Origin of the sequence: Pseudomonas sp. EA_65y_Pfl2_P74 (assembly GCF_963970575.1) — a bacterium.
In the GTDB taxonomy this organism is placed as follows: Bacteria; Pseudomonadota; Gammaproteobacteria; order Pseudomonadales; family Pseudomonadaceae; genus Aquipseudomonas; species Aquipseudomonas baetica_A.
In genome coordinates, this window is the sequence record NZ_CAXAOQ010000024.1 from 30236 (window position 1) to 52499 (window position 22264).

Annotated in this window: 18 protein-coding genes and 1 pseudogene; 13 read left to right on the forward strand and 6 right to left on the reverse strand. The window is 58.8% G+C overall.

Going from position 1 to position 22264, the window contains the following annotated elements; genetic code table 11:
* Positions 1–318 carry an arginase family protein gene (locus AACY18_RS28170; protein ID WP_445261493.1) on the reverse strand — a complete coding sequence of 106 codons (318 nt, stop codon included), beginning with the start codon at positions 316–318 and terminating at the stop codon, positions 1–3.
* Between the two features lies 1 nt (position 319).
* On the opposite strand from AACY18_RS28170, the pseudogene AACY18_RS19215 reads away from it, so the two are divergent.
* The 4 genes and pseudogenes from AACY18_RS19215 to AACY18_RS19230 form a co-directional block, all read left to right on the forward strand.
* Positions 320–646 (forward strand): annotated as a pseudogene (locus AACY18_RS19215) (LysR family transcriptional regulator); the annotation flags it as partial.
* Positions 647–878: 232 nt separating this feature from the next.
* Positions 879–2345 (forward strand): nucleobase:cation symporter-2 family protein, encoded by a 1467-nt coding sequence (locus AACY18_RS19220; protein WP_339465736.1) that lies wholly within the window; start codon positions 879–881, stop codon positions 2343–2345.
* A 66-nt stretch (positions 2346–2411) separates the two neighbouring features.
* On the forward strand, positions 2412–2885 hold the full coding sequence (locus AACY18_RS19225; RefSeq protein WP_339465738.1) for an LEA type 2 family protein: 474 nt from the start codon (positions 2412–2414) through the stop codon (positions 2883–2885).
* Between the two features lie 53 nt (positions 2886–2938).
* Positions 2939–3484 carry a GNAT family N-acetyltransferase gene (locus AACY18_RS19230; protein ID WP_339465741.1) on the forward strand — a complete coding sequence of 182 codons (546 nt, stop codon included), beginning with the start codon at positions 2939–2941 and terminating at the stop codon, positions 3482–3484.
* A gap of 122 nt (positions 3485–3606) precedes the next feature.
* On the opposite strand, the gene AACY18_RS19235 is transcribed toward AACY18_RS19230, so the two are convergent.
* Positions 3607–4530, reverse strand: a complete 924-nt coding sequence (locus AACY18_RS19235) for a carbon-nitrogen hydrolase family protein (RefSeq protein WP_339465743.1) — start codon at positions 4528–4530, stop codon at positions 3607–3609.
* A gap of 84 nt (positions 4531–4614) precedes the next feature.
* On the opposite strand from AACY18_RS19235, the gene AACY18_RS19240 reads away from it, so the two are divergent.
* Positions 4615–5523, forward strand: a complete 909-nt coding sequence (locus AACY18_RS19240; RefSeq protein WP_339465745.1) for a LysR family transcriptional regulator — start codon at positions 4615–4617, stop codon at positions 5521–5523.
* Between the two features lie 6 nt (positions 5524–5529).
* Here the strand turns inward: AACY18_RS19240 and AACY18_RS19245 are convergent, their stop codons facing one another.
* Complete coding sequence (locus AACY18_RS19245) at positions 5530–5784, reverse strand: hypothetical protein (RefSeq protein ID WP_038363082.1); 255 nt, start codon at positions 5782–5784, stop codon at positions 5530–5532.
* A gap of 154 nt (positions 5785–5938) precedes the next feature.
* Between AACY18_RS19245 and AACY18_RS19250 the strand changes: the two genes are divergently transcribed.
* Complete coding sequence (locus AACY18_RS19250; RefSeq protein WP_339465752.1) at positions 5939–6256, forward strand: DUF883 family protein; 318 nt, start codon at positions 5939–5941, stop codon at positions 6254–6256.
* Between the two features lie 61 nt (positions 6257–6317).
* Here AACY18_RS19250 and AACY18_RS19255 read toward each other — a convergent pair whose 3' ends face one another.
* On the reverse strand, positions 6318–7358 hold the full coding sequence (locus AACY18_RS19255; protein WP_339465756.1) for an Ldh family oxidoreductase: 1041 nt from the start codon (positions 7356–7358) through the stop codon (positions 6318–6320).
* A 214-nt stretch (positions 7359–7572) separates the two neighbouring features.
* Between AACY18_RS19255 and AACY18_RS19260 the strand changes: the two genes are divergently transcribed.
* Entirely contained in the window at positions 7573–12423 is a 4851-nt protein-coding gene (locus AACY18_RS19260; RefSeq protein WP_339465757.1) for a dermonecrotic toxin domain-containing protein, read from the forward strand.
* A 190-nt stretch (positions 12424–12613) separates the two neighbouring features.
* Positions 12614–13615: a FecR family protein gene (locus tag AACY18_RS19265; RefSeq protein WP_339465758.1), complete on the forward strand. Its 1002-nt coding sequence runs from the start codon at positions 12614–12616 to the stop codon at positions 13613–13615.
* A 53-nt stretch (positions 13616–13668) separates the two neighbouring features.
* On the opposite strand, the gene pvdQ is transcribed toward AACY18_RS19265, so the two are convergent.
* Positions 13669–16014 carry a bifunctional acylase PvdQ gene (pvdQ, locus tag AACY18_RS19270; RefSeq protein WP_339465760.1) on the reverse strand — a complete coding sequence of 782 codons (2346 nt, stop codon included), beginning with the start codon at positions 16012–16014 and terminating at the stop codon, positions 13669–13671.
* Between the two features lie 301 nt (positions 16015–16315).
* On the opposite strand from pvdQ, the gene AACY18_RS19275 reads away from it, so the two are divergent.
* Positions 16316–16693, forward strand: coding sequence for a fe2+ zn2+ uptake regulation protein (locus AACY18_RS19275; RefSeq protein WP_339465762.1), 378 nt, complete (start codon positions 16316–16318; stop codon positions 16691–16693).
* Positions 16694–16711: 18 nt separating this feature from the next.
* Here AACY18_RS19275 and AACY18_RS19280 read toward each other — a convergent pair whose 3' ends face one another.
* On the reverse strand, positions 16712–16900 hold the full coding sequence (locus tag AACY18_RS19280) for a hypothetical protein (protein WP_221731631.1): 189 nt from the start codon (positions 16898–16900) through the stop codon (positions 16712–16714).
* 157 nt (positions 16901–17057) lie between these two features.
* On the opposite strand from AACY18_RS19280, the gene AACY18_RS19285 reads away from it, so the two are divergent.
* The 4 genes from AACY18_RS19285 (at position 17058) to AACY18_RS19300 (ending at position 22252) form a co-directional block, all read left to right on the forward strand.
* Positions 17058–17198: a hypothetical protein gene (locus AACY18_RS19285; RefSeq protein WP_221731630.1), complete on the forward strand. Its 141-nt coding sequence runs from the start codon at positions 17058–17060 to the stop codon at positions 17196–17198.
* Between the two features lie 261 nt (positions 17199–17459).
* Positions 17460–18707, forward strand: coding sequence for an MFS transporter (locus AACY18_RS19290; RefSeq protein ID WP_339465767.1), 1248 nt, complete (start codon positions 17460–17462; stop codon positions 18705–18707).
* 10 nt (positions 18708–18717) lie between these two features.
* Positions 18718–19848 carry a LuxE/PaaK family acyltransferase gene (locus AACY18_RS19295; protein WP_339465768.1) on the forward strand — a complete coding sequence of 377 codons (1131 nt, stop codon included), beginning with the start codon at positions 18718–18720 and terminating at the stop codon, positions 19846–19848.
* A gap of 1 nt (position 19849) precedes the next feature.
* Complete coding sequence (locus tag AACY18_RS19300) at positions 19850–22252, forward strand: acyl-CoA reductase (protein ID WP_339465770.1); 2403 nt, start codon at positions 19850–19852, stop codon at positions 22250–22252.
* Positions 22253–22264: the final 12 nt, after the last annotated feature.

Here is a 22264-nt window from a genome sequence, read left to right on the forward strand (position 1 = left end):
TTAGAGGTCGACTTTGTGTTTGGCGGCGTACAGGCAGAGCATTTCCATGGCCAATGTCGCTGCCGCCAAGGAAGTCACTTGCGCATGATCGTAAGCCGGGGCCACTTCAACGACGTCCATGCCCGTTTCCAGCACTTCGCAAGTATCGAAGGTGTCATAGCGCACATGAATGCCGGTTTCCCGCTCAAAACGCTGCAAGGTTGCCGGCGGCACGTAATCGGCCCAACTATAGAGGTTGAGGGTCTTGTCCTCAGCGTGGGCATGGATGGCCACGGACAACAACAGCGCGGGGAAACACAGCCTGGATAGGGGAGGCATGATCAGCCAGCAAATGGCCAAACTGGAAACTCGCTTGGGTTATCGCCTGTGCAGCCGTGGCAATAGCGGGTGCAGCGTCACGCCCAAGGGCGAGCAACTGCTGATCGCCATCCGCACGTTGTTTGAATCGATTGAAGTCTTTCGTCATCAATCCAACGGTGTTGCCGGGCGCCTGATCGGTGAGGTGCGTTTGGGCATTTGCTTGGCCGTTGATCAATCGGTCTTGCAGCGGGTCGCCGAAACGATCCGACGCTTTCGCGAGCGAGATGAATCTGTGCGCATCGAGTTGATCAGCGCGATGCCCGGCGAGATGGAGCGTTTGCTGCTGTAACAGCGGCTGTGCGCAACAGGTCACCCGCTGTTTACCGACGATGCCCCCAGCGATGCGCAGATTGCCTTTGAAGAGGATTTGCTCCACGCGTTTGCTTGAATCGATTTGGCAGGCGCCCCACAAAAGCTGACCTTTCAGGCAGTTTTATTGCGTTGCCCTCGCCGCCCTCTTCCGGCATTCTGCGCCTCCATTTTCTGACCCGGCCCCGCCTCACGGCGCGCAAAACACCATGACCGCCTCTGAAAAAGCCCCGCGCACCAACGATCTGATCTACGGCCTAAACGACCGACCGAACCTCACCGCCACGGTATTTGCCGCGTTGCAACATGTGCTGGCGAGCTTCGTTGGCATCATCACGCCGACCCTGATCATGGGCGGTGCTCTCGGTCTGCAAAGCGAAATCCCCTACCTGATCAGCATGGCGCTGTTCGTCTCCGGCCTCGGCACTTTCGTGCAAGCCAAGCGATTCGGCCCGGTAGGCTCAGGTCTGTTATGCCTGCAAGGCACCAGTTTTTCTTTTATCAGCGTGATCCTCAGTGCCGGGTTCATGGTCAAGGCACGGGGCGGTGGTACTAACGAGATTCTTTCAACGATCTTCGGTGTGTGCTTTTTCGCCGCGTTCATTGAAGTGGTGCTGAGCCAATTCATCGGCAAGTTGCGCATGCTGATCACCCCGGTGGTGACCGGCACGATCATCACGCTGATGGGCCTGTCGCTGATCAAAGTGGCGATGACCGACATTGCCGGCGGCTTCGGCGCGGCGGATCTGGGCGCGGCCAGCCATCTCTTTCTGGCGGCGCTGGTACTGGGCACCATCGTGGTGCTGAACCGGGTCGATGTGCCGTTCCTGCGTTTGGGCGCGATTGTGATCGGCCTGACCTTCGGCTACGTCGTCGCGTGGCTGATGGGCACCGTCGATTTCGCCAGTTTACCCCAAGTGCCGCTGGTTAGCGTGCCCGTGCCGTTCAAGTACGGTTTCAACTTCGATTGGGTGGCGTTCGTGCCGGTGGCGGTGATTTTCCTGGTGTCACCGCTGGAGGCGGCGGGCGATCTGACCGCCAACTCGATGATCTCCCGGCAGCCGGTCAAAGGCCCGCTGTACATCCGCCGGATCAAGTCCGGGCTGCTCGCCGACGGTCTCAACTCGGCCATGGCCGCCGTGTTCAACAGCATGCCGATGGTGACGTTCGCCCAGAACAACGGCGTGATTCAGCTCACCGGCGTGGCCAGCCGCTATGTGGCGTTCTTTATTGCCGCCCTGCTGGTGGTGTTGGGGTTGTTCCCGATGATTGGCGCGGTGCTGCAACTGATGCCCAAGCCGGTACTCGGCGGCGCCGAACTGGTGATGTTCGGCACCGTGGCCGTGGCCGGGATCAAGATCCTCGCCGAGGCTGGCCTGCATCGGCGCAACATGCTGATCGTGGCGATCTCCCTCGGCATGGGCCTGGGCATCGCTGCCGTGCCGCAAGTCCTGCGCGAGTTGCCACAAGCACTGCGCAACATCTTCGAATCGCCGATCACCGTCGGTGCGTTGTGCGCTATCGTGCTGAACATCTTCCTGCCGGAAGAATTCATCGAACTGGAAGAAGATGACTTCGACCCGGAAGCCTCTATTCTTCAGGTCATGGAAAACCCGGACGTTGCGGCCAAAGGTGAACCTGCCTCACTGGCGGCTGTCGCACAGTTGAACCGCTAAACGCTACGCCTGCGAAAAAGGGCTGAGCCGGCAACGGTTCAGCCCTTTTTTGTTGAGAGACTGTTTATGCGCCGCCTCCACGCCGTCATCCTGTCCCTGCTTGTGCTTTCCCTCAGTGCCTGCGCGCTGTTCCCCAACCGCGACCCGGTGAACATCAATGTGGTCGGTATCGAACCGCTGGCCAGTCAGGATCTGGAAGTACGCTTCGCCATCAAATTGCGCGTGCAAAACCCTAACGAAACCGCGATCGACTACAACGGCATTGCCTTGGATCTGGAGGTCAACGGCCATTCACTGGCCTCCGGCGTGAGCGACCAGAGCGGCTCGATTGCGCGGTTCTCCGAAGCCATCGTCAGCGTACCGGTCAGCGTTTCGGCGTTTTCCGTTCTGCGCCAGACCCTCGGCCTGAGCCAGACGCAAACCCTCGACAACCTGCCCTACGTGCTGCGCGGCAAGCTCGCGGGCGGCTTGTTCGGCACCATGCGCTTTGTCGACAGCGGCAAACTCAGCCTGCCCAAGACCAGCGCCGCGACGTGGTAAAAATGCGTTAACCTGGCACGTTGAACAAAGACACTCATTGAGGCCGCAGTTTCATGGAAGAAACACCGACGTTAAACACCGAACGGCTGGTCCTGCGCCCACTGCAACTGGCGGATGCAGAAGCCGTGCAGCAAGCATTTGCACATTGGGAGGTGGTTCGCTACCTCAATGCCGCCGTCCCGTGGCCGTACCCCGAGGATGGCGCCCTCACCTACCTGCGCGACATTGCGTTGCCGGCAGCAGCGGCCGGCACGCAATGGCACTGGTCGATTCGGCTGAAGTCCGCCCCCGAACAATTGATCGGCAGCATCAGCCTGATGGATCAACAGGACAACAACCGAGGGCTCTGGCTGACGCCGCAGTGGCAAGGTCAGGGCTTGATGACAGAGGCCTGCGCGGTGGTCAACGATTACTGGTTCAAAACCCTTGGGCGCCCACTGATGCGTGTGCCAAAAGCGGCACCGAACATTGGCTCGCGCAAGCTCTCAGAGCGTGCCGGGATGCGCCTGATTCGTACCGATGAAGATGATTTCGTCAGCGGCCGCTTCCCCCAGGAAACCTGGGAAATCACCCGCGAAGAATGGCTGCACCCGCGATAACCCCGAACACAACACAAAACCCCTGTGGGAGCGGGCTTGCTCGCGAAGTCGGCGTAACAGACAACATCAGTGTTGAACGTAAACACGCTTTCGCGAGCAAACACGCTCACACAGGTTTTTTATCAGCCGGTGAAACGCACGCCAGGTTTGGCCCGTTCGTCCACGCTCAGCTCGAAGATATCCGGCCGGGCGTAATGGCCAACCACATCGTAGTCATATCGCGCGCGCACCAACTCGTCAGTGTCGATTTCGGCAGTGAGCAACCCCGCCTCGCCGCGCAATGGCCCCGCCAACACATCGCCCATCGGGCCGACGATCACACTGCCCCCGGCAATCAACGGACGATCCGCCGGCCAGTTGGCAATCTCCACGCCCAGTTCATTCGGTGAGGCTTGCACCTGACAGGCGCTGACCACAAAGCAACGGCCCTCATGGGCGATGTGGCGCATGCTGACCTGCCACATCTCGCGCTCATCGACGGTCGGGGCGCACCAGACCTCCACGCCCTTGGCGTACATCGCCGTGCGCAGCAACGGCATCATGTTTTCCCAGCACACCAGCGCACCAAGCTTACCGACCTGACTGTCGAGCACCGGCAACGTCGAGCCATCGCCCTTGCCCCAAATCAGCCGTTCCGTGCCGGTGGGCATCAGTTTGCGGTGTTTGGCGAGCAGCCCGGCCTGCGGATCGAAGTACAGCGCCGTGCAATACAGCGTGCTGCCGGCGCGCTCGATCACGCCGATCACCAGATTGGTCCCGGTGCGCGCAGATAACCCGGCGAGCGCTTCGGTTTCCACCCCCGGCACATCGATGGCGTTGGCGAAATATCGCGCATACGCCTCGCGACCTTCGGGCAAGCGATACCCCAGTTGCGTGCCAAAAGCCTCACCTTTCGGATACCCGCCGAGCAAAGCTTCGGGCATCACCACCAGCGCCGCGCCGGATTCAGCGATCGCCGCTTCCCAACTGAGAATCTGTTCCAGGGTGTCGCCTTTGCCACCGGGCAAGGCGCCGATTTGCAGCGCAGCAACGATTGATTTAGGCATGAAGCTCACTCCATCAAGATCAGGTGTTGCTGATTCTCCAGCGCGGCGCGATCATGAATAAAGCCCCGTTTACTGCTGAATGATATGAGCCATATGAATATCACCACCGTCGACCTCAACCTGCTCAAAGTCTTCGAAGCCCTGCATGAAGAGTCGAGTGCCAGCCGCGCGGCGCTGCGTCTGGGCGTGACGCAATCGGCGGTCAGCGCGGCATTGCGCCGTTTGCGCGAGGTCTATGGCGATCAATTGTTTGTCCGCACCGGGCGCGGCCTGGCGCCGACGCTCAAGGCCAATCAACTGAAACCGGTGGTCAGCGAGGCGCTGAACAAATGCCGGCAAAGTCTGGCGATGGTCGATCCCGCAGCCAATCAGTATGAAGGCCGTTCCGTCACGGTGGGCCTGTCGGACGATTTCGAGATCGCCTACGGCCGGCGCTTGATCGAAGAAATCGCCCGAAGCGCACCGAAACTGCGACTGATCTTCCGTCAGACCCACAGCCAGATCGTCGCCCGCGCCCTGATGGAGCGCAGCATCGACCTGGCGATCACCGCTGGCGGTTTTGCCGAACGCCTGCTCAGCCGTCAGGTGTTGGGTGAAGGGGGTTATGCGTGCCTGGTCGATCCGGTGAGCCTTGCGCCCGGCCAGCAACAGATTGCTCTGCAAGAGTTTGTCGCCCGCGAGCACATTCTGGTGTCGTCCGGTGGTTTTATCGGGATCACCGATGAAGGGCTCGCGGCGCTGGGCTTGAGTCGCCGGGTGTGTGCCTCGACAACGCATTTCGCGGCGCTGCCGTACCTGCTCAAGGGCAGTCAGGCAGTGGCGACGATTCCGGCACATGCCGCCGAGCGCATCGCCGCACTCAGTGGTCTGGCGCTGCTGGCCTGCCCGCTGGCCTTGCCGCGTTATCCGATTGAACTGGGCTGGCGCACCAGCACACAGATCGATCCGGTGGTGGTCAAGGTCCGCGAGGCGATTGCAGCCTGCTTCAGGTAAAACGCGTTACTTGTTGGCGGCCATCAAGCGGTTGACTTCACTGCGCACCATATTGGCAAACTCCGGCGGCGACATGCCGTCCAGCTCAGCCCGGACCCACTCGGCCCATTTGCCCTTGCGCTTGGCGCGTTCGCCGAACAAACGCGCGGCTTCGCCTTTGGCTTTGCCCAGATTGTTCTGCCAGAGTTCGAACAGACGGGATTTCTCGTCTTCCAGCGCGGCGCGCTCTGCGAGGGATTTGTCGGCCAGATTGAAACTCATGGGGAATTATCCTGCTGCGTAAAATGGCGACATCTTACACGTTCGGCGGAAATCTCCCGCGCAGGTTTTTGTCACTGAGCTAAATTCAGTGCAACTTTTCGGCCGACGCCAGACTCCATTGATCACTGTCCATTCACCTGCAAGGAGTCACCCAATGGCCCGCAAATCCGCCGCGCAAAACGCCGAGGATCAAATCAAGGATCAAGCCTTCAGCGAACTTCAGGCGCTGATCGAAGAGTCCGACAAACTGCTCAAGAGCAGTGCTTCACTGGTTGGCGAGGAAGCGGAGAACCTGCGCGGCCAAATCACTCTGAAACTGCAGCAAGCGCTGGATTCGGTATCGAGCGTGCGCGATCGCACCAAACCGGCCATCGATGCCACCGAGAACTACATCGGTGGCCATCCGTGGCAGACCGTGGCCATCTCGGCCGGTTTCGGTCTGGTGGTCGGTTTGTTGCTCGGTCGCCGCTAAGCCCCGTGCGACATGAAAAAGGCGAGTCCGGTGACTCGCCTTTTTCATGTCGGCGCAAGACTCAATAACCGGCCAGTTCCCGCAACTGCGCCAGGGTTTGCTCATCCAGCACAATGCCCTCGGCCTGCGATCTGGCACGCTGCAAATGCCGACGATCACCCGGCAATCGTTTAAGCCCGACACCGTGCATCTGGCGCACCAGTTCCTCGCTGCGTTCGGCAAATCCTTGACCGGCCGCTTTGCTCGGGTCAATCACGATCAGCAACTGCCCGGTCCACGGCGTTTTGGCGCCGGGATGGTTTGACCAGTCGAACTCGAATGAGAAATTGCCGCCGGTCAGCGCCGCTGCCAGTAGCTCCACCATCATCGACAACGCCGAACCCTTGTGGCCGCCAAACGGCAACAACGCCCCGCCTTCGAGAATCGCCCTGGGGTCCTGAGTTGGCTGACCGAGGCTGTCCACGCCCATACCTGCCGGTAGCCGTTCGCCTTTGCGCGCAGCGATCTGCACGTCGCCATGAGCAATTGCGCTGGTGGCCAGGTCGAAGACAATCGGGGCAGCGCCGGCCCGTGGCGCGGCAAAGGCAATCGGGTTGGTGCCGAACAGTGGCCGATCAGCGCCGTGGGGCACCACACAGGTCATGCTGTTGACCACGCTCAGTGCCACCAGACCTTCTTCAGCGAAGGGTTCGACATCCGGCCACAGGGCTGCAAAGTGATGCGAGTTGCGAATCGCCAACACTGCGATCCCCGCGCTACGGGCCTTCTCAACCAGCAACGGCCGGGCGGCTGCCAGCGCTGGCTGGGCAAAACCGTTGCCGGCATCGACGCGCACGAAACCCGAGGCGACGTCTTCGACCTGCGGTATGGCATGTCCGTTGACCCAGCCGCTTTTCAGGGTCGAGACATAGCCCGCAATCCTGAACACGCCGTGGCTGTGGGCACCATCACGTTCGGCCCCGGCGCAGTTGGCGGCCAGCACCTTGGCGACCTCCGTCGACGTGCCATGGCGCAGAAAAATCGTTTCAAGCAATTGCGTCAGCGCTTCGAAAGTTAACGAGGTCGAGGCAGCAGAAGACACAGGGTTGAGTGGCGCAGACATCTGAAGCTCCAGAATGATGATTGGAGGGAACAACAGCGTACCGACAACTTGCGAACCGATTAACCACGCCCAAGCGCCCCCCTGTCAACCCTGCAACAGCATGACCCGCGCTCGCGCTCGCAATGCGATAACTATCTACCGCCTCTGCCCGCAGCACACCGCTTAGTCTCTGGCCTCATTTTTTGCGCCCAGCGCGCCCTACCGAGACCCGATGATGCCTGAGACAGCCGCCCCACTGCTGTTCCCCGAAACCCTGAACTTTCCCGGTCTTTGGGAAAAAACAGGCAAATCCCACAACCTCAACAGCAAAGACTTCAGATGGCTGGCCCATGTGAAACTGGCCACACACGCGCTACGCAGCGAGCAATCGCCGCCGATGCTCGCCCGAGACATTCGCATCAGCGCCGGCACGGCTGCGCCCATCAGGCTGGCCGGCAGTTTCATCATCAGCGAAACCCCCGACGACAAGGGCGCAATCCTCTACACCCCTTACGATGGCATCCAGAAATACGACAGCCTTGCGACCCTAGAGGCGTTACTCGAAAAACGCTTGGAGGAAGCCAAAGAAGAGGATCAGTTGGTGGCTTTTCTCGCTTTATCCCAGCGCAGAGAAGTGGTCGAACAGAGCAGCCTTACGCTGAGCTACGAAACAATCGAGGGGGATATTTTCGATAACCAGAAGAGCGCCATTCTGGCGTGCCAGAAATTGAACGCGGCGGCCATGCTTGGCGAGTTGAAGCGTTTGCCCTCGCTCACCTCCCTGATAGAAACGATCCTTGATGATCTGTTGAAAGCCGGTTTCCCCGACCTGAATCAGAGGCAAACCCGAGTCAATTTTTACACGGACGCCGCCGTCACCAACCCTGACACCGCCTCAGGTTCGGAACCGGCCCGGCACTGGCATGACTCAACAAGCCTGAGCGAAGCCGTGCTGATGCTTTACCGGCATCGAAGCTGGCCGCCGGATCAATTGCATGAGTTCTCCAACCCCGGGCATGTGCCGGTCAAAGGTGATCAGATAATTTGGGAAGAGGCGCTGCAACAGGCATCGGGCAAGTTGCAGATGCTGCTGTTTCACGAAATGGAAGGCTATTGGAACGCTCCCGCCACGCAGGGATCAACACGGCGCATCTTCTTCGGTGAAGCACTGAAAGAACAGGCACGCGCCGAACTGATGATCAAGCGCGAAACCGGCACCCTCGACGCCAGTCAATTCGCCACCCTGCACCAGATGATTCAGCCGGCGGCCTTGTCGACCCCTCGCCCGATCCTCGAAAAAGTGCGCCTGTGGGAGTACGAGCCCAACTATGTCGAGTTGGCGGGCTCTTTGATGATCAGCCACACAGACGCCTGTCTTTACACACCGACCATGGGTTTGCAGGTGCTTGAGGATTACAACGACCTGAAAGATACCGTGTTGAGCAAACTGCGCGCGCCTGGGCACGAGGACGAATTCTACGGCTTGTTGAACCTTGAAGAGCGTCAACGCTTTATTGGCTTCGACCGGCCTCAGGTGAGTGGCGAAAGCATCGGCGGCGATATTTTCAATGTGTTGTTCGAGGCCATCATCACCAAACAGAGGCAAAGCATCGAATTTGCCTTGCAGGTTTACCGCCACAGCGATGGCTGCGTTGATATCCATGCCATGTTCGATAAAGCCCTGGATATCCGCTCGATGATCAATGAGCGGTTGCTGGCGCTGGATGCCGGTAAACGGTGGTCGACAAGGCCGGTGCTGGCCGGCGTGCAACAACCGTCCAGGGTGCTGGCACACAGGGCCCGGGAAGTCGCGAGAACATGCGACGGCATCGATGCCTTGCTCACGGGCTCCTTCAGGGGGCAGCCCGCCACCGCAAAGGAGCAGCGCAGTTACCTTGAGAAAATGAGATCACAGTTGGCCCACTCGCTGTTTGTCGGGGTAACCGGTGAAGCGGCGTTGCGGGTGCTCAGTGGCTCGCTTAAAACGGCCGAGCAGGCAATTGTCGATACCGTGTTCCATCCCGATCAGCCCAGCCGTGACAATAGACGTTCACTCAATGGATTTCGCCCCGACGCCTGGTCACTCAGCCTGGAAAGTCCCGGTGCGAAAGAGCCTTTGCCTTTGGCTCATTGCGTTTTGCTGACAGAACGTGGCGGGCTCGACGACCTGCACTCGGGAAGGGTGATTGTGTGGACACCCGCACTGGGGCTGGAAGTTTTGCCCAATATTGCTGTTGCGCGGCAGGCGCTGGGCCGAAGACTGAAGGACAGCGTGGCGCGTCTGGCTTTTCTGGAAAACCTTGCGCCCCAGGCACGCCAGCACCATCAGGCGTACACCCTGGGTCCCTTACGGTTGATCGAGGACAATATTCTGCACAACCGCGCACAATCTGGCATTGAGCACTTCCTTGCACGTTGCGATGCGGTACGCGAACGCCTGAAGGACCGCGCCGGACTCGCCCCAGCCCTGGCCACGCTCAAAAGAACGGCAATCGATACCAACCTGCTGCGAACGATTCACCTGGCAACGGCCATCAACCAGCAACAATCGCTACCCGCCTGGCTGGGTATGGCACCCGTGGACGAGCAACAGTTGCATCTCGAACTGCTTGAGCAATGGCGCCGCAGCGTGGTCGATCACAAGGACTACCTCAGCGGCCTGCCCTCTCTGGCCGATTACGTCAGTCAGACGTTGAAGTCATTGCTCGACGCTCGATTCAAAGGCAACCCGCTCGAGCCGCAAGACATCGAGATCATCCCCAATCTGGCCTTGGCGGGCCCTGCCCTCGCGCTCACCGATTTTGCGTTGAACCACATCAACATCGCCCAGGGCACCGGCTTCAAAGTCGCCGCAAGGACGACAAAACCGCTCCCTGCAGGCCTGGATCAAAATACCGTCCGGCAACTGTTGTTGTCGCTGGCGATTCCGACGACTTTCGCCAGAAAAATTACCGATGCGCTCTCCGGTGACCCTGCTCAGGCCCAAGCACGCAAAGAGCGCTTCATTCGGCAGACGCCCTGGCAACTGTTGCAACATGCACATGGATTGAAACTGCAACAGCAATTGTCCGCCAGCGCCTTCGATTACCTTTGCCAAGTGCTGGACATACCGGACGGCATAGCACGGGCAACCGTTGAGGGCGCTCATGCCACGGCATATCCGTTGTCGCTGGTCAAAACAGCAGGCGCAAGCGCTGTCGAAGCGCTTGGTCTTTACATCATTGGCCCGGGCGGCGGTCAGCCGGGGCCAATGGTCCTTTATGCGCCCTATGCGCAACAGCTTTTTCGCGAATTCGCCGATGAGAAGAGTCTGATCGCGGCCGTGAACACGCCAGGCAGCTTTCAGGATCTGGTGATTCGCCGGCTGCCGATCGAACAGCAATCGGTATTTCGGGGGCTTTGGCAGGCGAGCGTCGGCGAAACCAGCGAAATGACACTGTCGGGCCGTGCCATTACCGGCAACCTGTTGCACAGGCTCTTCAGTGACAATCTCAAACTGCTGCCGCAATTGTTGAGTTGCCAGGCGCTCAGCCATGCTCAAGACGACTGGGAAGCGGCGAAAAACCTGTTCAGTCATGGCCCCCATCCGATCTCGGGGTTGCTGCCGGGCAAGCTCTCGTACGTGACATTCCTTTGGCAGGCATACAAGGATTTCAAGAATTCGGCTGAAAACCTGCAGGATCATCATTGGACGCAAGCCCTGAAATCATTTATCGACGGCGCAGTGCAGATGATCAGTCTGGGCCGCCTCACGAGCGAAGGCGCCGCCTCAGCAGAATCCGCGCTCTCCATTCTTTCTTCAACCAAAACAGAGAGCACCGCCGGTAACGTTGACGCATTGTCGAACTCGCCCGCTCTGGTGGCCCCGGCGTGGTCGCAGATCCGTTTAACGTCACCCAGGCGCACCGAGCTACAGGCGTTTGAAACCACGGCTGTGGCGCTTGAGGACCTCAAGCGTGACGCGAAAAACGGCACGTATGAGGATCCGATCACCAAGCGCACGTATACCGCTATCGACGGCAAGGTTCATCGTGTCGACCAACCCGGGGCGGTCTGGCAGATTCTTGACGATGAAAAGCCCGGTCCGTCGTTACGGTTGACCGGCTCGCGACTCTTGCTGGCGCCCGATCGCCATGCGGTGCACTACGGTAAAGCAATCTCCAGACTGCACAAGCGATACACCCTGGAGTTGGATCGCAGGGTCATGCTGAACATCGAAGCCATCGGTATGAAGGAGATACGCCGCAACCATCCCCAGAAAGCGCAAATACTGCAGCACGCCGTTGATCTTGCCCGCTTCTATGCATTCAACAGCCTGCACAATCTGGCCCAGTTGAAAGCCAACGTTCCTGGCACCCGCCTGGATGGATTTCTCAAAGTGTTTTTCGGCGTGGCCCAAGTCGATAGCGGTTTACTGAGCAAACTCAACAAGGCGATCGTGCCCATTTGCCGGGCGTTGGTGGATCCCGACGATGATCTGTTGAACACAGATCGCTTCGTTGTGGGCTCCAATGCTTTCCAGTCCTGCGTCATTGCGTTTGTGCTGAACGACGACCACCGCAAAATGGTTCACTTCACCGAAAACTTTTTCAACCCGCAGTTGAGCTGGTATGCACCGTCCCTCATCGAGCCTTTCGACATTGATGGCCACGCCCAAGCAGCGACACTGATCCACGAGTTTGCCCACCAGTATTCCAAGGCCAAGGATATTGCCACCCTGGAGGCACGGCGCCCGTTTCACGACTTGATCGAAACCCTCACGGTGTACGGCCAGACTATCGAGCAGGAGTTGGTAGACCTCCAGACCCAGGCGCTGTCGCTCACGACCCCGCGCGAAACGCTGTTTGCACGCTGGAGCAGGAAAAAAGGTTCATTTGTCAGTCTGGATAAAATCCCGGGGGCTGAGGACATCAGCAAAGACATTCTCGATCTGACCCTCACCCCGACCATGGACGAGGCGCGCGATGCGTTTCTTGATAGGCACTCAGCGGATGTGCGCATCGATGTGATTTTGCGCAACGCCGACTCCATCGCCCGCCTCGTTTGCGAGATGGGTCGGCAACTGGATCCGGTGCCGCGCCCCTGAAAAAGCACAAAAAAATGCGCAGGGATCGAAACCTGCGCACGCCTTCACAGCCATCATTCGGGTACGCGAATCAGTCCTTCTGGTTGGGTAGCCGAGAAAAAATAGTTTCCGTTTTGATGGGCAAATGCCATGACTGATGTTCTCGGCCACTTCCCGTCAAGGTTAGAATGTGCGAAATCAGGACGACTCAATGACCCAAGACACTCTCTCGGAAGCCGAATACGATGCCGTCACCGATGCCGCTGCGCACTGGTGCATGCGCCTGCACGCCGCTGACTGCACAGATGAAGAGCGTCGCGCTTTTGAGCATTGGCACGCCGCGCATCCGCTGCATGCGTTCGAGTATGAGGCCATGCTGGAGATTTGGGACGTTGCCGGACACCTGCCACGCCCCGAACCTGCCGTTGCTCCGCCGATTGCCCAGCCAGCCCGCTCGTGGCGTCAATACGTTATAGCGGCGACGGTCTGCGCGCTCACGTTGCCGCTGGCGGCCTACACCGGATGGAATCTTGGCTGGTTGCCCAACAGCTATCAGCATCTCTCAGCCACCGACAATGTCCGCCAGGTCACGCTCAGTGACGGCAGTCAGCTCGAACTGAACCTGAACACTGATCTGACCTTCAGCAATTACAAAAACGAACGGCGCGTCACCCTGAAAAAAGGTGAGGCGTACTTTGCGGTCAGTCACGACCTGTCTCGCCCGTTCATCGTACGTGCCGGCGAGGGCCGGATTCGGGTAACCGGTACGCGTTTCAACGTCTGGAAGTATGAGGATCAAGTGCGGGTCAACCTGATCGAAGGCTCGGTGCTGGTGAGCAGCAACACCGCATTACCGGGCGATGGTTTGCGTCTCGGACCGTCCATGCAGGCACGCTACAGACACGGCGACTACACGCCGCAGGTCAGCCAGACCTACCCCAACGACACATCACTGGCCTGGCGCAGCGGCAAACTGGTGCTGGACAACATGGCTCTCGATGACGCGTTGCCGCTGATCAACCGCTATCTGGCCAAGCCGTTGATGCTCGCCGACACCCACACCGGTTCGATTCGGGTGGGCGGCATTTACAACATCAAAGAACTCGACAACCTCGCCCACTCACTGCCCAAAGTCTTGCCCGTCTACCTGACGCGCAACAAGGAAGGCAACCCGGTAATCAATTCGATGCCCAAGCAACCGCCAAAAAGCTGAAGGCCGCGCCCTTGCGAGTGCGGCCTTCATGCCTGGCTCAATTAACGCTGTGCTTATTGCGCAGCCACTTCTGCGGCCTTGCCCAGCGAACCGTGAATGGTTTGCACCTGATATTGCGCATCCCCCTGAATCTGCTGTTCGGTAAACGGAAGCACACTCCACCGTTTCTTAGAGAACGCCTCGGTCTGGTCCCGCGAATACTTCGATGCCGGGTCGCTGGACAGCGAGAACGCCAACAGTCCCTGCGCGTGCGGACCTTTCTCATCGAAGGTCACGACTTGCAGATAACTGGTGCCGCTGACCACTTCAAGTTTGCCGTCTTCGCGGGGCACGCTCTGGATGGCATTGTAGATCCCCAGCGTACCCGGTCCGCCATGAATCGGCGTCTGCTGCCCACCACTGCTGGCCACTTGAATATCACCCCAACGGGTTTGCGGCGTGAGGCCCATCTTGTCGACCGACGCGACCGACGCCAGCATCGCTTCACGCAGTGCCTTGGCCACCGCTGGCTGCTCGACAGCCAGACCGCGCGGTGTGTGTTGTGCGTCTTTCGGATCGAAGGCCACGCGCCAGATATCCCCTGACGTCTGCAACGCTTGCATGATGTTCTGGAAATGCACCAGACCCAGGCCCGCATCCAGATTGGCCCGACCGTCCCACGCCTTGAGGCTGGCACACAGCGGTTTCAGTGTTTGCGCATCGGCACCAAGGTCGGTGGCGCAGAACGCCAACAGATCCGGTGCAACCTGGCTCGCCAGATAGACCTGATCATCCATTACCATTTGCTGCAGATCCTGCACCGCCACCGTCCCTTTTTTACTCAGGCCCGCCAAGCGCTCCAGCGCAAACCGGGAGCGCAAGCCCAACGGCTGGCCTTCCTGACTGATCAGCGGCGAAAAACCGGTGAGCGGTTGCGCCGGGTTGGCCAGCCAAGCGGAATCGTTGGAGTGCTGGACGAAGTCCTTGCGCAGTAATTGCGGCAATTGGCTGGACGCATAAATACCCTTTTGCGCAGCTTTCGGATCAATGTCCCAGGCGCAAGCGCTGTTGGCGCCGTCCAGCACAATCATCTTGGTACCGGCTCGCGGGTCGCTGCACCTGGCCAGTTTTTCACGGCTGACGTTCGGCACCACGGACAGGTTCATGTACAGCGTTTGCCCCTTGTCATCCGCTGCGAGCGTATTGACCCAAGGAATTCCCTGGATCTTGTTCACCGAGTTCTGCAATTGCTCGAGCGAGGAAGCCTGGTTCATTGCATACCATTGCTTGAGCACACGATCGTTATCGAGGTTGGCATCACGCAGGCTGTAGGCAAACTGATTATCCCAGTCGAGCTTGCCCGGCCACTGCACGATCGGCCCGAACTTCGAGCTGTAGACATCACGTACGACCGGCACTACCTGCCCATCAGCCTGTTTGATCTGCACGGTCACCGTCTGCTTGCTCATCGGCACTGATTGACCGTCGAGCAAATAGTGCGTCGGGGCTTTCGGATCGAGTTGCAGCCGATACAAGGTGAAGTGCCTGGAAGCGTCGACTGTGTGAGTCCAGGCCAGGTGCTGGTTGAAACCAATGTTGATCATCGGCAATCCCGGCAAGGCTGCGCCCATGACATCGAGCTTGCCAGGAATGGTCAGGTGCATTTGATAAAAACGCATACCGCCAACCCAGGGAAAGTGTGGGTTGGCCAACAGCATCCCGCGACCGTTGAAGGAGCGTTCACTGCCCACCGCCACGGCATTGCTGCCACGGTCCAGTGCGAAGCGCTGCAGGCGGGCGTCGGCCAACGCGTAGGCGTGACTGACGTGTTCAACCCGAGCCGTGGCATGAGGCGGCGTTGCGCCCGCCAGGGCTTCGGCGAACTGGCCGACACCCCCCTCGACCAACAGGCGACGCGTCAGTTTCACCAGGTCTTGAGGCGTGATATCGCGCACCCACTCGCCCTGACATTGTTGCGGCAGGCCCTGCTCACGGCGCTGGGCTAGATAGCGGTTATAGCCGGCGGCATACCCCTGCACCAGATCCCGCACCTGAACAGGTTGCGCCCGCCAGAATTCGTTGACCGCTTCAGGTGTATTGAGCCAGGTGAAAAACACATCGCTGACACGGTTTTCGCGCTGTTCGACGGTGAACTGCTCCGGCCCGAAATAGCGTGAACGCTGACCATTGACCGTTACGATCTCGTTGGCCAAAAGACACAGGTTGTCCTGCGCATAGGCGTATCCGATCCCGAAACCGAGACCACGTTCGTCTTGCGCACGGATATGCGGCACGCCAAAACCGGTGCGCCGGATTTCGGCGCTGGTATCGAGGGCCGGGCTGAACGCATGGGCCGACAGGCTCAGCCCAAGAAACATACCGGCAGAGGTCAGTCTGGTTAAGTGCCTGGAAATAATCACGCTCGCTCCTGATCAAAATACCGAAGAGCGGACCCGGCGTTGCTGCGCCAGGCCTGTGAAGGGCCGAGGGTCCGTTCTGGAAACACCCATGCGTCCACGCGCGATGAGCCTGTCATGAAGACGAACCTGTAGAAAAAAATTTAGCCCTCGCAACAGCGCTTATGTGCCGTGATTACACAGAGAGGACGAATTTCCGACAAAATTTCTACATTTTTTCTTTCATGATTTGTCGCGTTGATACGTCTTGTTTGAAAGACCGTCAAAAACCTTTCCCGATCAGGCTCTGAAAAGGAGTAATCGAATGTACAACTCGCAACTACCAACGGACGGTAGCCAGGCCCCACAAGGAGCTTCCATGAGCCCCCACGCGAGCGATTTCGGGCAACGCGTCGACCGTCACGGCAATGAACGTATCCGGTTACTGCTGAAAAGCTTCGGTCTGCGCACCAGCCTGATCCGTCTGAAAGTCATCGACGCCCTGCTGGTTGCGGCCCAAAATGATCGGCATCTGGGCGTGCGCGGCGTCCACAGCCAATTGCTGGATCTGGGTATTCCGCTGTCGTTTCTCAGTGTGCGCGAAGTCCTCAAGCGTCTGTGCGCCGAGGGTGTGATCACCTTCAATGCAGACAAGAGCTACAGCCTGCATCCGCAGGCTGCTGCCGTTCTCAACAACGATTGATGCGTGCGGCGAGCGCCGTCAGGGTTTGACCTTGCGGCGCATCACGCCGTTGATCACGACCACGACCACCGCCACGCCGATAGCGATGTACTGGAATGTCTTCTCACTGATCATGCCGGCGTTTTGCAGCCAGGACAGGCCGAGCATGATCGCCAGCACGGACACGGCGATCACAATCGAAAAAATCAAGCGTTGCTTCTGGGTCATTGCGGCTTCCTGAAACTTTGGAATGTATCCGGTTTGTATCTGTTTGCATGCCATGCGCTTACCGTTTTACGGGGATGCGCCGCTGCAAACGGGGTCTCATATTACAGCCGCTGAAGAGTTTTGGCTTCATGACGGCGTAACCATGAGGATTTTTGAAATGCTGCGTCGAATCACCTGGCTGATTCCCGTTCTTGCCCTGCTGACCCTGAGTGGTTGCATCATTTTCCCCCACGGCGGCTGGCATGGTGATCACCATCGCCATTACCAGGGAGGCCCTGGCTATTATCAACATCGTTAGAAGGAAGTCGTTCACCCTGCCCGTTTACCAATAATTGCGGCAGGTGGAAGCGCACAAAACCGACCCTGTAAACAATGCCCGCCATTCAGCGGGCATTGTTTTATAACAACTCGCCGACAACTTAGTGCGCCTCACAACTTTTCTGATCCATTAAATAACCTGCAAGCATTTGAAATTTAATGTCTCAGCAAAGCGCTAGGTGACAAGAGCACCTCCGCCTAGTCTCTGCAAACTTTTCCGCGACTATAAACAAGGAAGTCCATGCAGAGAACATTGATTAAAATCGCCCCACGACAAGTTATCGGATTCTGTCTGGCCCTTACGGCTTTTGAGTTACTGACTTATATGGCCAGTGACTTGATCATGCCGGCCATGTTGAACGTTACCGCGCAACTACAGGCCGATGCCCGTCATGTACCCAATGCTTTCAATCTTTATCTACTGGGGGGTGTTTGCCTGCAGTGGTTGATCGGAGCGCTATCCGATCACTGGGGACGACGGCGCGTGTTGTTGATCGGCTGCGCGCTGTTCGCCGCCGCTTGCACAGCCGCTTTCACCATCCACAGCATAGAAGCGTTCAATGTGCTGCGACTGGTGCAAGGCATGGGCGTGGGTTTTGTTGTGGCGGTCAGTTATCCGGCGCTTCAGGAAGTGTTCAGCGAGGCCGATGCTGTGCGCTTGATGGCGCTGCTCGGCAACGTTGCGCTGTTGTCGCCGCTGCTGGGGCCGATACTCGGCAGTCTATTGCTGGAATGGCTGACTTGGCGCGATCTGTTTCTGGGCCTGGGTCTGGCAGCCGCCGCCGTGTGGCTGGGGCTCTATGCCTACATGCCGGAGACCGTCGGCGTTGTGCGCCGAGATGGCAGCCTGCAAGCGCCGGTGCCCTTCTCCTTGCGCCAGATCCGCCGGAGCTACCTTACCCTGCTCGGCAACCGGAGGTTTCTCGGCGCAAGCCTCGCACTAGGGTTGATGAGTCTGCCCTTGATCGCCTGGATCGGCCTGGCACCGTTGCTGCTGATCCAGTTGCAGGGCCTGACGCCGCTTGAGTACGGACTATGGCAAATCCCGATTTTCTCTGCCGTGATCGTTGGCAACCTGATTCTCGACCGCTTGCTGGTCACTCACGCGTTACCACAGTTGATTCGTCTGGCGCTTTGGCCGTTCTGCCTGGGCCTGCTGACACTGATAGGTTGCGCACTGTCTGGCGCAGGTGTGGGGCCAGTGGTGGCCGGTCTGTCGCTGTACGCCGTTGGACTGGGTATCAGCAATGCCGCGCTGTATCGCCTGGCGCTATTCAGTACTGACGACAGCAAAGGTCTTGTCTCAGCCATGATCGGCATGCTTTCCATTGCCGTGATGGGTGTCGGCGGCTCGATCATTGCGGCGATCGGTGGCGGCACACGTCTCGAACTCTTCGCCATTTGCGCCGCGCTCAGTGGCCTGATGTGCCTGCCCTTGCTTCACGGGTTCTTGCGAGCCGCAAAGAACTGTTTCGCCCCTCCTCGATAAAGGACTATTGATGATCCACTTACCCTCAAGCGACGCGCTCTGCGCGTTGACACAGCCCTATTGCCCGGACTCAGTACCCTCGGGGCTGTTTGACCGGGCCATGGCTGAAATCAGCCGGTATCACTGCCAGCAGACGCCGGGCTACGAACACTGGTTGAACGCCAACGGGATCGAGGCCAGCGATCTGGACAGCCTGGATGACTGGTCACGTCTGCCGCCGATCTTTGCCAACTTCTTCAAACAGCAAATGCTGCTCAGCCGCGCTGGGGAGCAGGCTCTGGAACTGACGTCGTCCGGCACCAGTGGCCAGAAAAGTCGCATGCGCTATGACGAACGCAGCCTGTCTGCGGCCCAATTCATGGTCGCGCAGATCTTTCGTCACTACGGCTGGGACACCCCGGACACCCCGTGCAACTACCTGCTGCTCAGTTATGAGCCGCAAGGTCGCATCACACTGGGCACCTCATTCACTGATCAGTTTCTATGCCGTTTCGCTCCAGCCAATCGCGTGGTCTACGCCCTGCGCAGCAGCGGGGACGGCCATCAGTTCGATCTGTTTGGTGTCATTGCCGCCTTGCAGGCGTTTGCCGAAGAAGGTCTGCCAGTTCGCATCCTCGGTTTCCCGGCATTTCTTTGGCAAGCCCTTCAACAGATGCAAGGCAGTGGTGCGGCAAATCTGCAACTGCCCATCGATTCGTTGGCATTTTTTGGTGGTGGCTGGAAAACCCAAGCGGCCCAAGAGATACCCAAACAGCAGTTATATGCGCGCATCCAACGGCAATTGGGCATCGCAACGTCGCGCTGTCGCGATGGTTATGGCGCTGTCGAACATGCAGTGCCTTATATCGAATGTGATCACCACCATTTCCATGTGCCGGTCTATTCAAAGGTGCTGATACGCAACCCGGCGGACTTTTCTCTTCAGCCTTATGGCCAGCAAGGTTTGCTGGGATTTGTCTCGCCCTATATCTCGTCCAGCCCCGCGCACGCAGTGGTCATGAGCGATCTGGCCACGCTGCACCCTGGCGCGAGTTGCGGCTGCTCACTGGCCACGGACTGGTTTGAATTACACGGCCGGGCAGGCACGTCGGCAAGCAGGAGCTGCGCCATGGCGGCCTCCGAATTACTGGGAAGTCACTGATATGTACTTGATCAACGGACAACTTCACGCCGATTGCAACCTCGACAGTGCTCTGCACTTGCTCCAGCGAACGCTGGCGCACCATCTCGATACGCCACTGGAAAGTGCCACCGTCATTACCGCTGCGCAGATTTTTGCCCAGCAGTTGGAAAGCAACACAGCAGCGGTGAATGTGGATGACGAACAACGCCGAGCGCTACGCGACTTCTGTCAGCCTCAAGCGTTACGAATAAAGCTTGAACGAGAACTCGGCAAACAACCCCATTCCTTGCGGCGCATCAACTATCGACAAGCACATTTTGAAAGCTGGCGCCCGTTGGGATTGGTCGTGCACATCACGCCCGCAAACGCACCACTATTGGGGTTCTGCGCAATGATCGAAAGCCTGTTGGCCGGTAACGTTAACTGGTTGCGTCCCAGCAGCAGCGACCAAGGCCTGACAGCGCACTTGCTCAACGCATTTCTGATGTGTGACCCCAGCGGTCAACTGTGTCACTACGTTGCGGTATTACCAGTGGCGACGTCGCAGATCGGTGTACTTTGCAGTTTGGCCAACGGCGTTGCGGCTTGGGGTGGAGAAACGGCGCTGCAAGCCATTCGCCAGCAGATCCCGCCCGGATGCCGCTGGATCGATTGGGGTCACCGCATCAGTTTTGTCTACCTGACACCGGATGCTGCATCGGACCAGGTTCTGGACGCGCTGGCCGATGAAGTCTGTCGCCTCGATCAGCAAGCGTGCTCCAGCCCGCAGTGGTTATTGGTGGACAGCGACAACCCGGCCATCCTCAGCGACATCGGAGCAGCCTTGGCTAACGCTTTCGAACGTCGGGCCGGGCAATGGCCTGCCCTGACGCCGACGCTACAGGAGTGGTCGCAAATCACCACGCATGTGGCGATGACACGTTTGGACAAGAGTTTTTCCGGACAGAGCGCAGAAATCTGGAGCGGCGCGCGATGGCGTGTAATCTGGAGCCACGACCAGGAACTGACGCCCTCGCCGCTGTTTCGCACGCTACTGCTCAAACCGCTGCCGCGTGCTCAGATCACCCAAACCCTGCTGCCGTGGCGCAACGTCCTGCAGAGCTGCGCACTGACATGTAGTGCATCGCAGACGGGCGAGCTGTCGCGAGCGCTGATCGCTGCGGGGGTTACGCGCATCGCGCCGCTGAATGCAATCCACTGCGGCTACGACGGCGAACCCCATGACGGGGTCTACGCGTTGCAACGCCTGAGCCGTCGCGTATCGGTGAGTGTCTCGGCGACACAATTGCACACCCACATGACGCTTGATCGACCGCGCTGCGCCCCGCCGCTGGCGGACCTTTCGATCATCGATAAGCAGACGCTTATCAAGCAGCCTGTCGCCCCGACGGCGCAGTTGTTTTTCCGCTCTGGTGGCAGCAGCGGCACACCGACACTGTCGGCCTTCAGCTATCACGACTTCGAGCGGCAGATGCGGGCAGCGGCCGATGGTTTGTTCGCCGCAGGCCTGAACCCGAATCGAGACAAGGTGATGAATCTGTTTTACAGCGGCGGGCTGTACGGCGGCTTCTTCAGCTTCTCCAAAGTACTGGAAATACTGGGCGCCACACACCTGCCAATGGGTGCACCCGGCGACGATGACTACAGCGAAATTACGAAAATGATCGTCGAACAACGCGTCAACGTACTGATCGGTATGCCGAGCACGCTGCATCGATTGTTCCTCAACGAACAGCAAACACTGCGCTGCTATGGGGGACTCGAGAAAGTCTTCCTCGGTGGCGAGCACCTCAGCGAACACACTCGCGAACTGCTGCAAAGTTGCGGCGTTACCTGCATTCGCTCGGCGCTTTACGGCAGCGTCGATGCAGGGCCGTTTGGGCATGCCTGCGCATCAACCGCCGATGGCGAGTTTCATTTGATGAGCGAAATCCAGCATCTGGAAATCGTCTCTTTCACGGCTGACATACCGGTCACAGGCCGTGAAGTCGGACGGCTGTTGTTCACCTCGACAGCACGCGAGGCCCAACAAATTCAGCGCTACGACGTCGGCGACAGCGGACGCTGGTTGACCGGTGAGTGTGCCTGCGGGCTGAAGACTCCGCGCTTTGAGTTACGGCAGCGGCACGGCAGGCTCGTGCGTATCGGCACTGACTTTATTTGTCTCGATGAACTGGCCCGGCACCTGCAAGTCCCGTTTCAGTTATTCCTTGATCACGCCGCCGATGGCTTGGAGCGCCTGCGATTGCGCACTCCCGATCAACCAATGCTGATCAATGCACGACTGCAGAACTATCCAAAGTTGGCCGAATTGATCCTGGCCCGGTTACTCACTATTGAAGTTGAAGTGTGCCAGCCCGCGCAGTTCTGCAAAAACAAGCACAGCGGAAAAACGCCACTGTTAATCGACTCCCGCCGTTGATCCCTGTCACAT

Coding starts and splice junctions, on each gene's coding strand:
- AACY18_RS19280 (WP_221731631.1), bottom strand. CDS start 16,900: ATGACCCAGAAGCAACGCTTGATTTTTTCGATTGTGATCGCCGTGTCC.
- AACY18_RS19290 (WP_339465767.1), top strand. CDS start 17,460: ATGCAGAGAACATTGATTAAAATCGCCCCACGACAAGTTATCGGATTC.
- AACY18_RS19235 (WP_339465743.1), bottom strand. CDS start 4,530: ATGCCTAAATCAATCGTTGCTGCGCTGCAAATCGGCGCCTTGCCCGGT.
- AACY18_RS19285 (WP_221731630.1), top strand. CDS start 17,058: ATGCTGCGTCGAATCACCTGGCTGATTCCCGTTCTTGCCCTGCTGACC.
- AACY18_RS19260 (WP_339465757.1), top strand. CDS start 7,573: ATGCCTGAGACAGCCGCCCCACTGCTGTTCCCCGAAACCCTGAACTTT.
- AACY18_RS19275 (WP_339465762.1), top strand. CDS start 16,316: ATGTACAACTCGCAACTACCAACGGACGGTAGCCAGGCCCCACAAGGA.
- AACY18_RS19245 (WP_038363082.1), bottom strand. CDS start 5,784: ATGAGTTTCAATCTGGCCGACAAATCCCTCGCAGAGCGCGCCGCGCTG.
- AACY18_RS19225 (WP_339465738.1), top strand. CDS start 2,412: ATGCGCCGCCTCCACGCCGTCATCCTGTCCCTGCTTGTGCTTTCCCTC.
- AACY18_RS19250 (WP_339465752.1), top strand. CDS start 5,939: ATGGCCCGCAAATCCGCCGCGCAAAACGCCGAGGATCAAATCAAGGAT.
- AACY18_RS19230 (WP_339465741.1), top strand. CDS start 2,939: ATGGAAGAAACACCGACGTTAAACACCGAACGGCTGGTCCTGCGCCCA.
- AACY18_RS19300 (WP_339465770.1), top strand. CDS start 19,850: ATGTACTTGATCAACGGACAACTTCACGCCGATTGCAACCTCGACAGT.
- AACY18_RS19265 (WP_339465758.1), top strand. CDS start 12,614: ATGACCCAAGACACTCTCTCGGAAGCCGAATACGATGCCGTCACCGAT.
- AACY18_RS28170 (WP_445261493.1), bottom strand. CDS start 318: ATGCCTCCCCTATCCAGGCTGTGTTTCCCCGCGCTGTTGTTGTCCGTG.
- AACY18_RS19295 (WP_339465768.1), top strand. CDS start 18,718: ATGATCCACTTACCCTCAAGCGACGCGCTCTGCGCGTTGACACAGCCC.
- AACY18_RS19240 (WP_339465745.1), top strand. CDS start 4,615: ATGAGCCATATGAATATCACCACCGTCGACCTCAACCTGCTCAAAGTC.
- AACY18_RS19255 (WP_339465756.1), bottom strand. CDS start 7,358: ATGTCTGCGCCACTCAACCCTGTGTCTTCTGCTGCCTCGACCTCGTTA.
- AACY18_RS19220 (WP_339465736.1), top strand. CDS start 879: ATGACCGCCTCTGAAAAAGCCCCGCGCACCAACGATCTGATCTACGGC.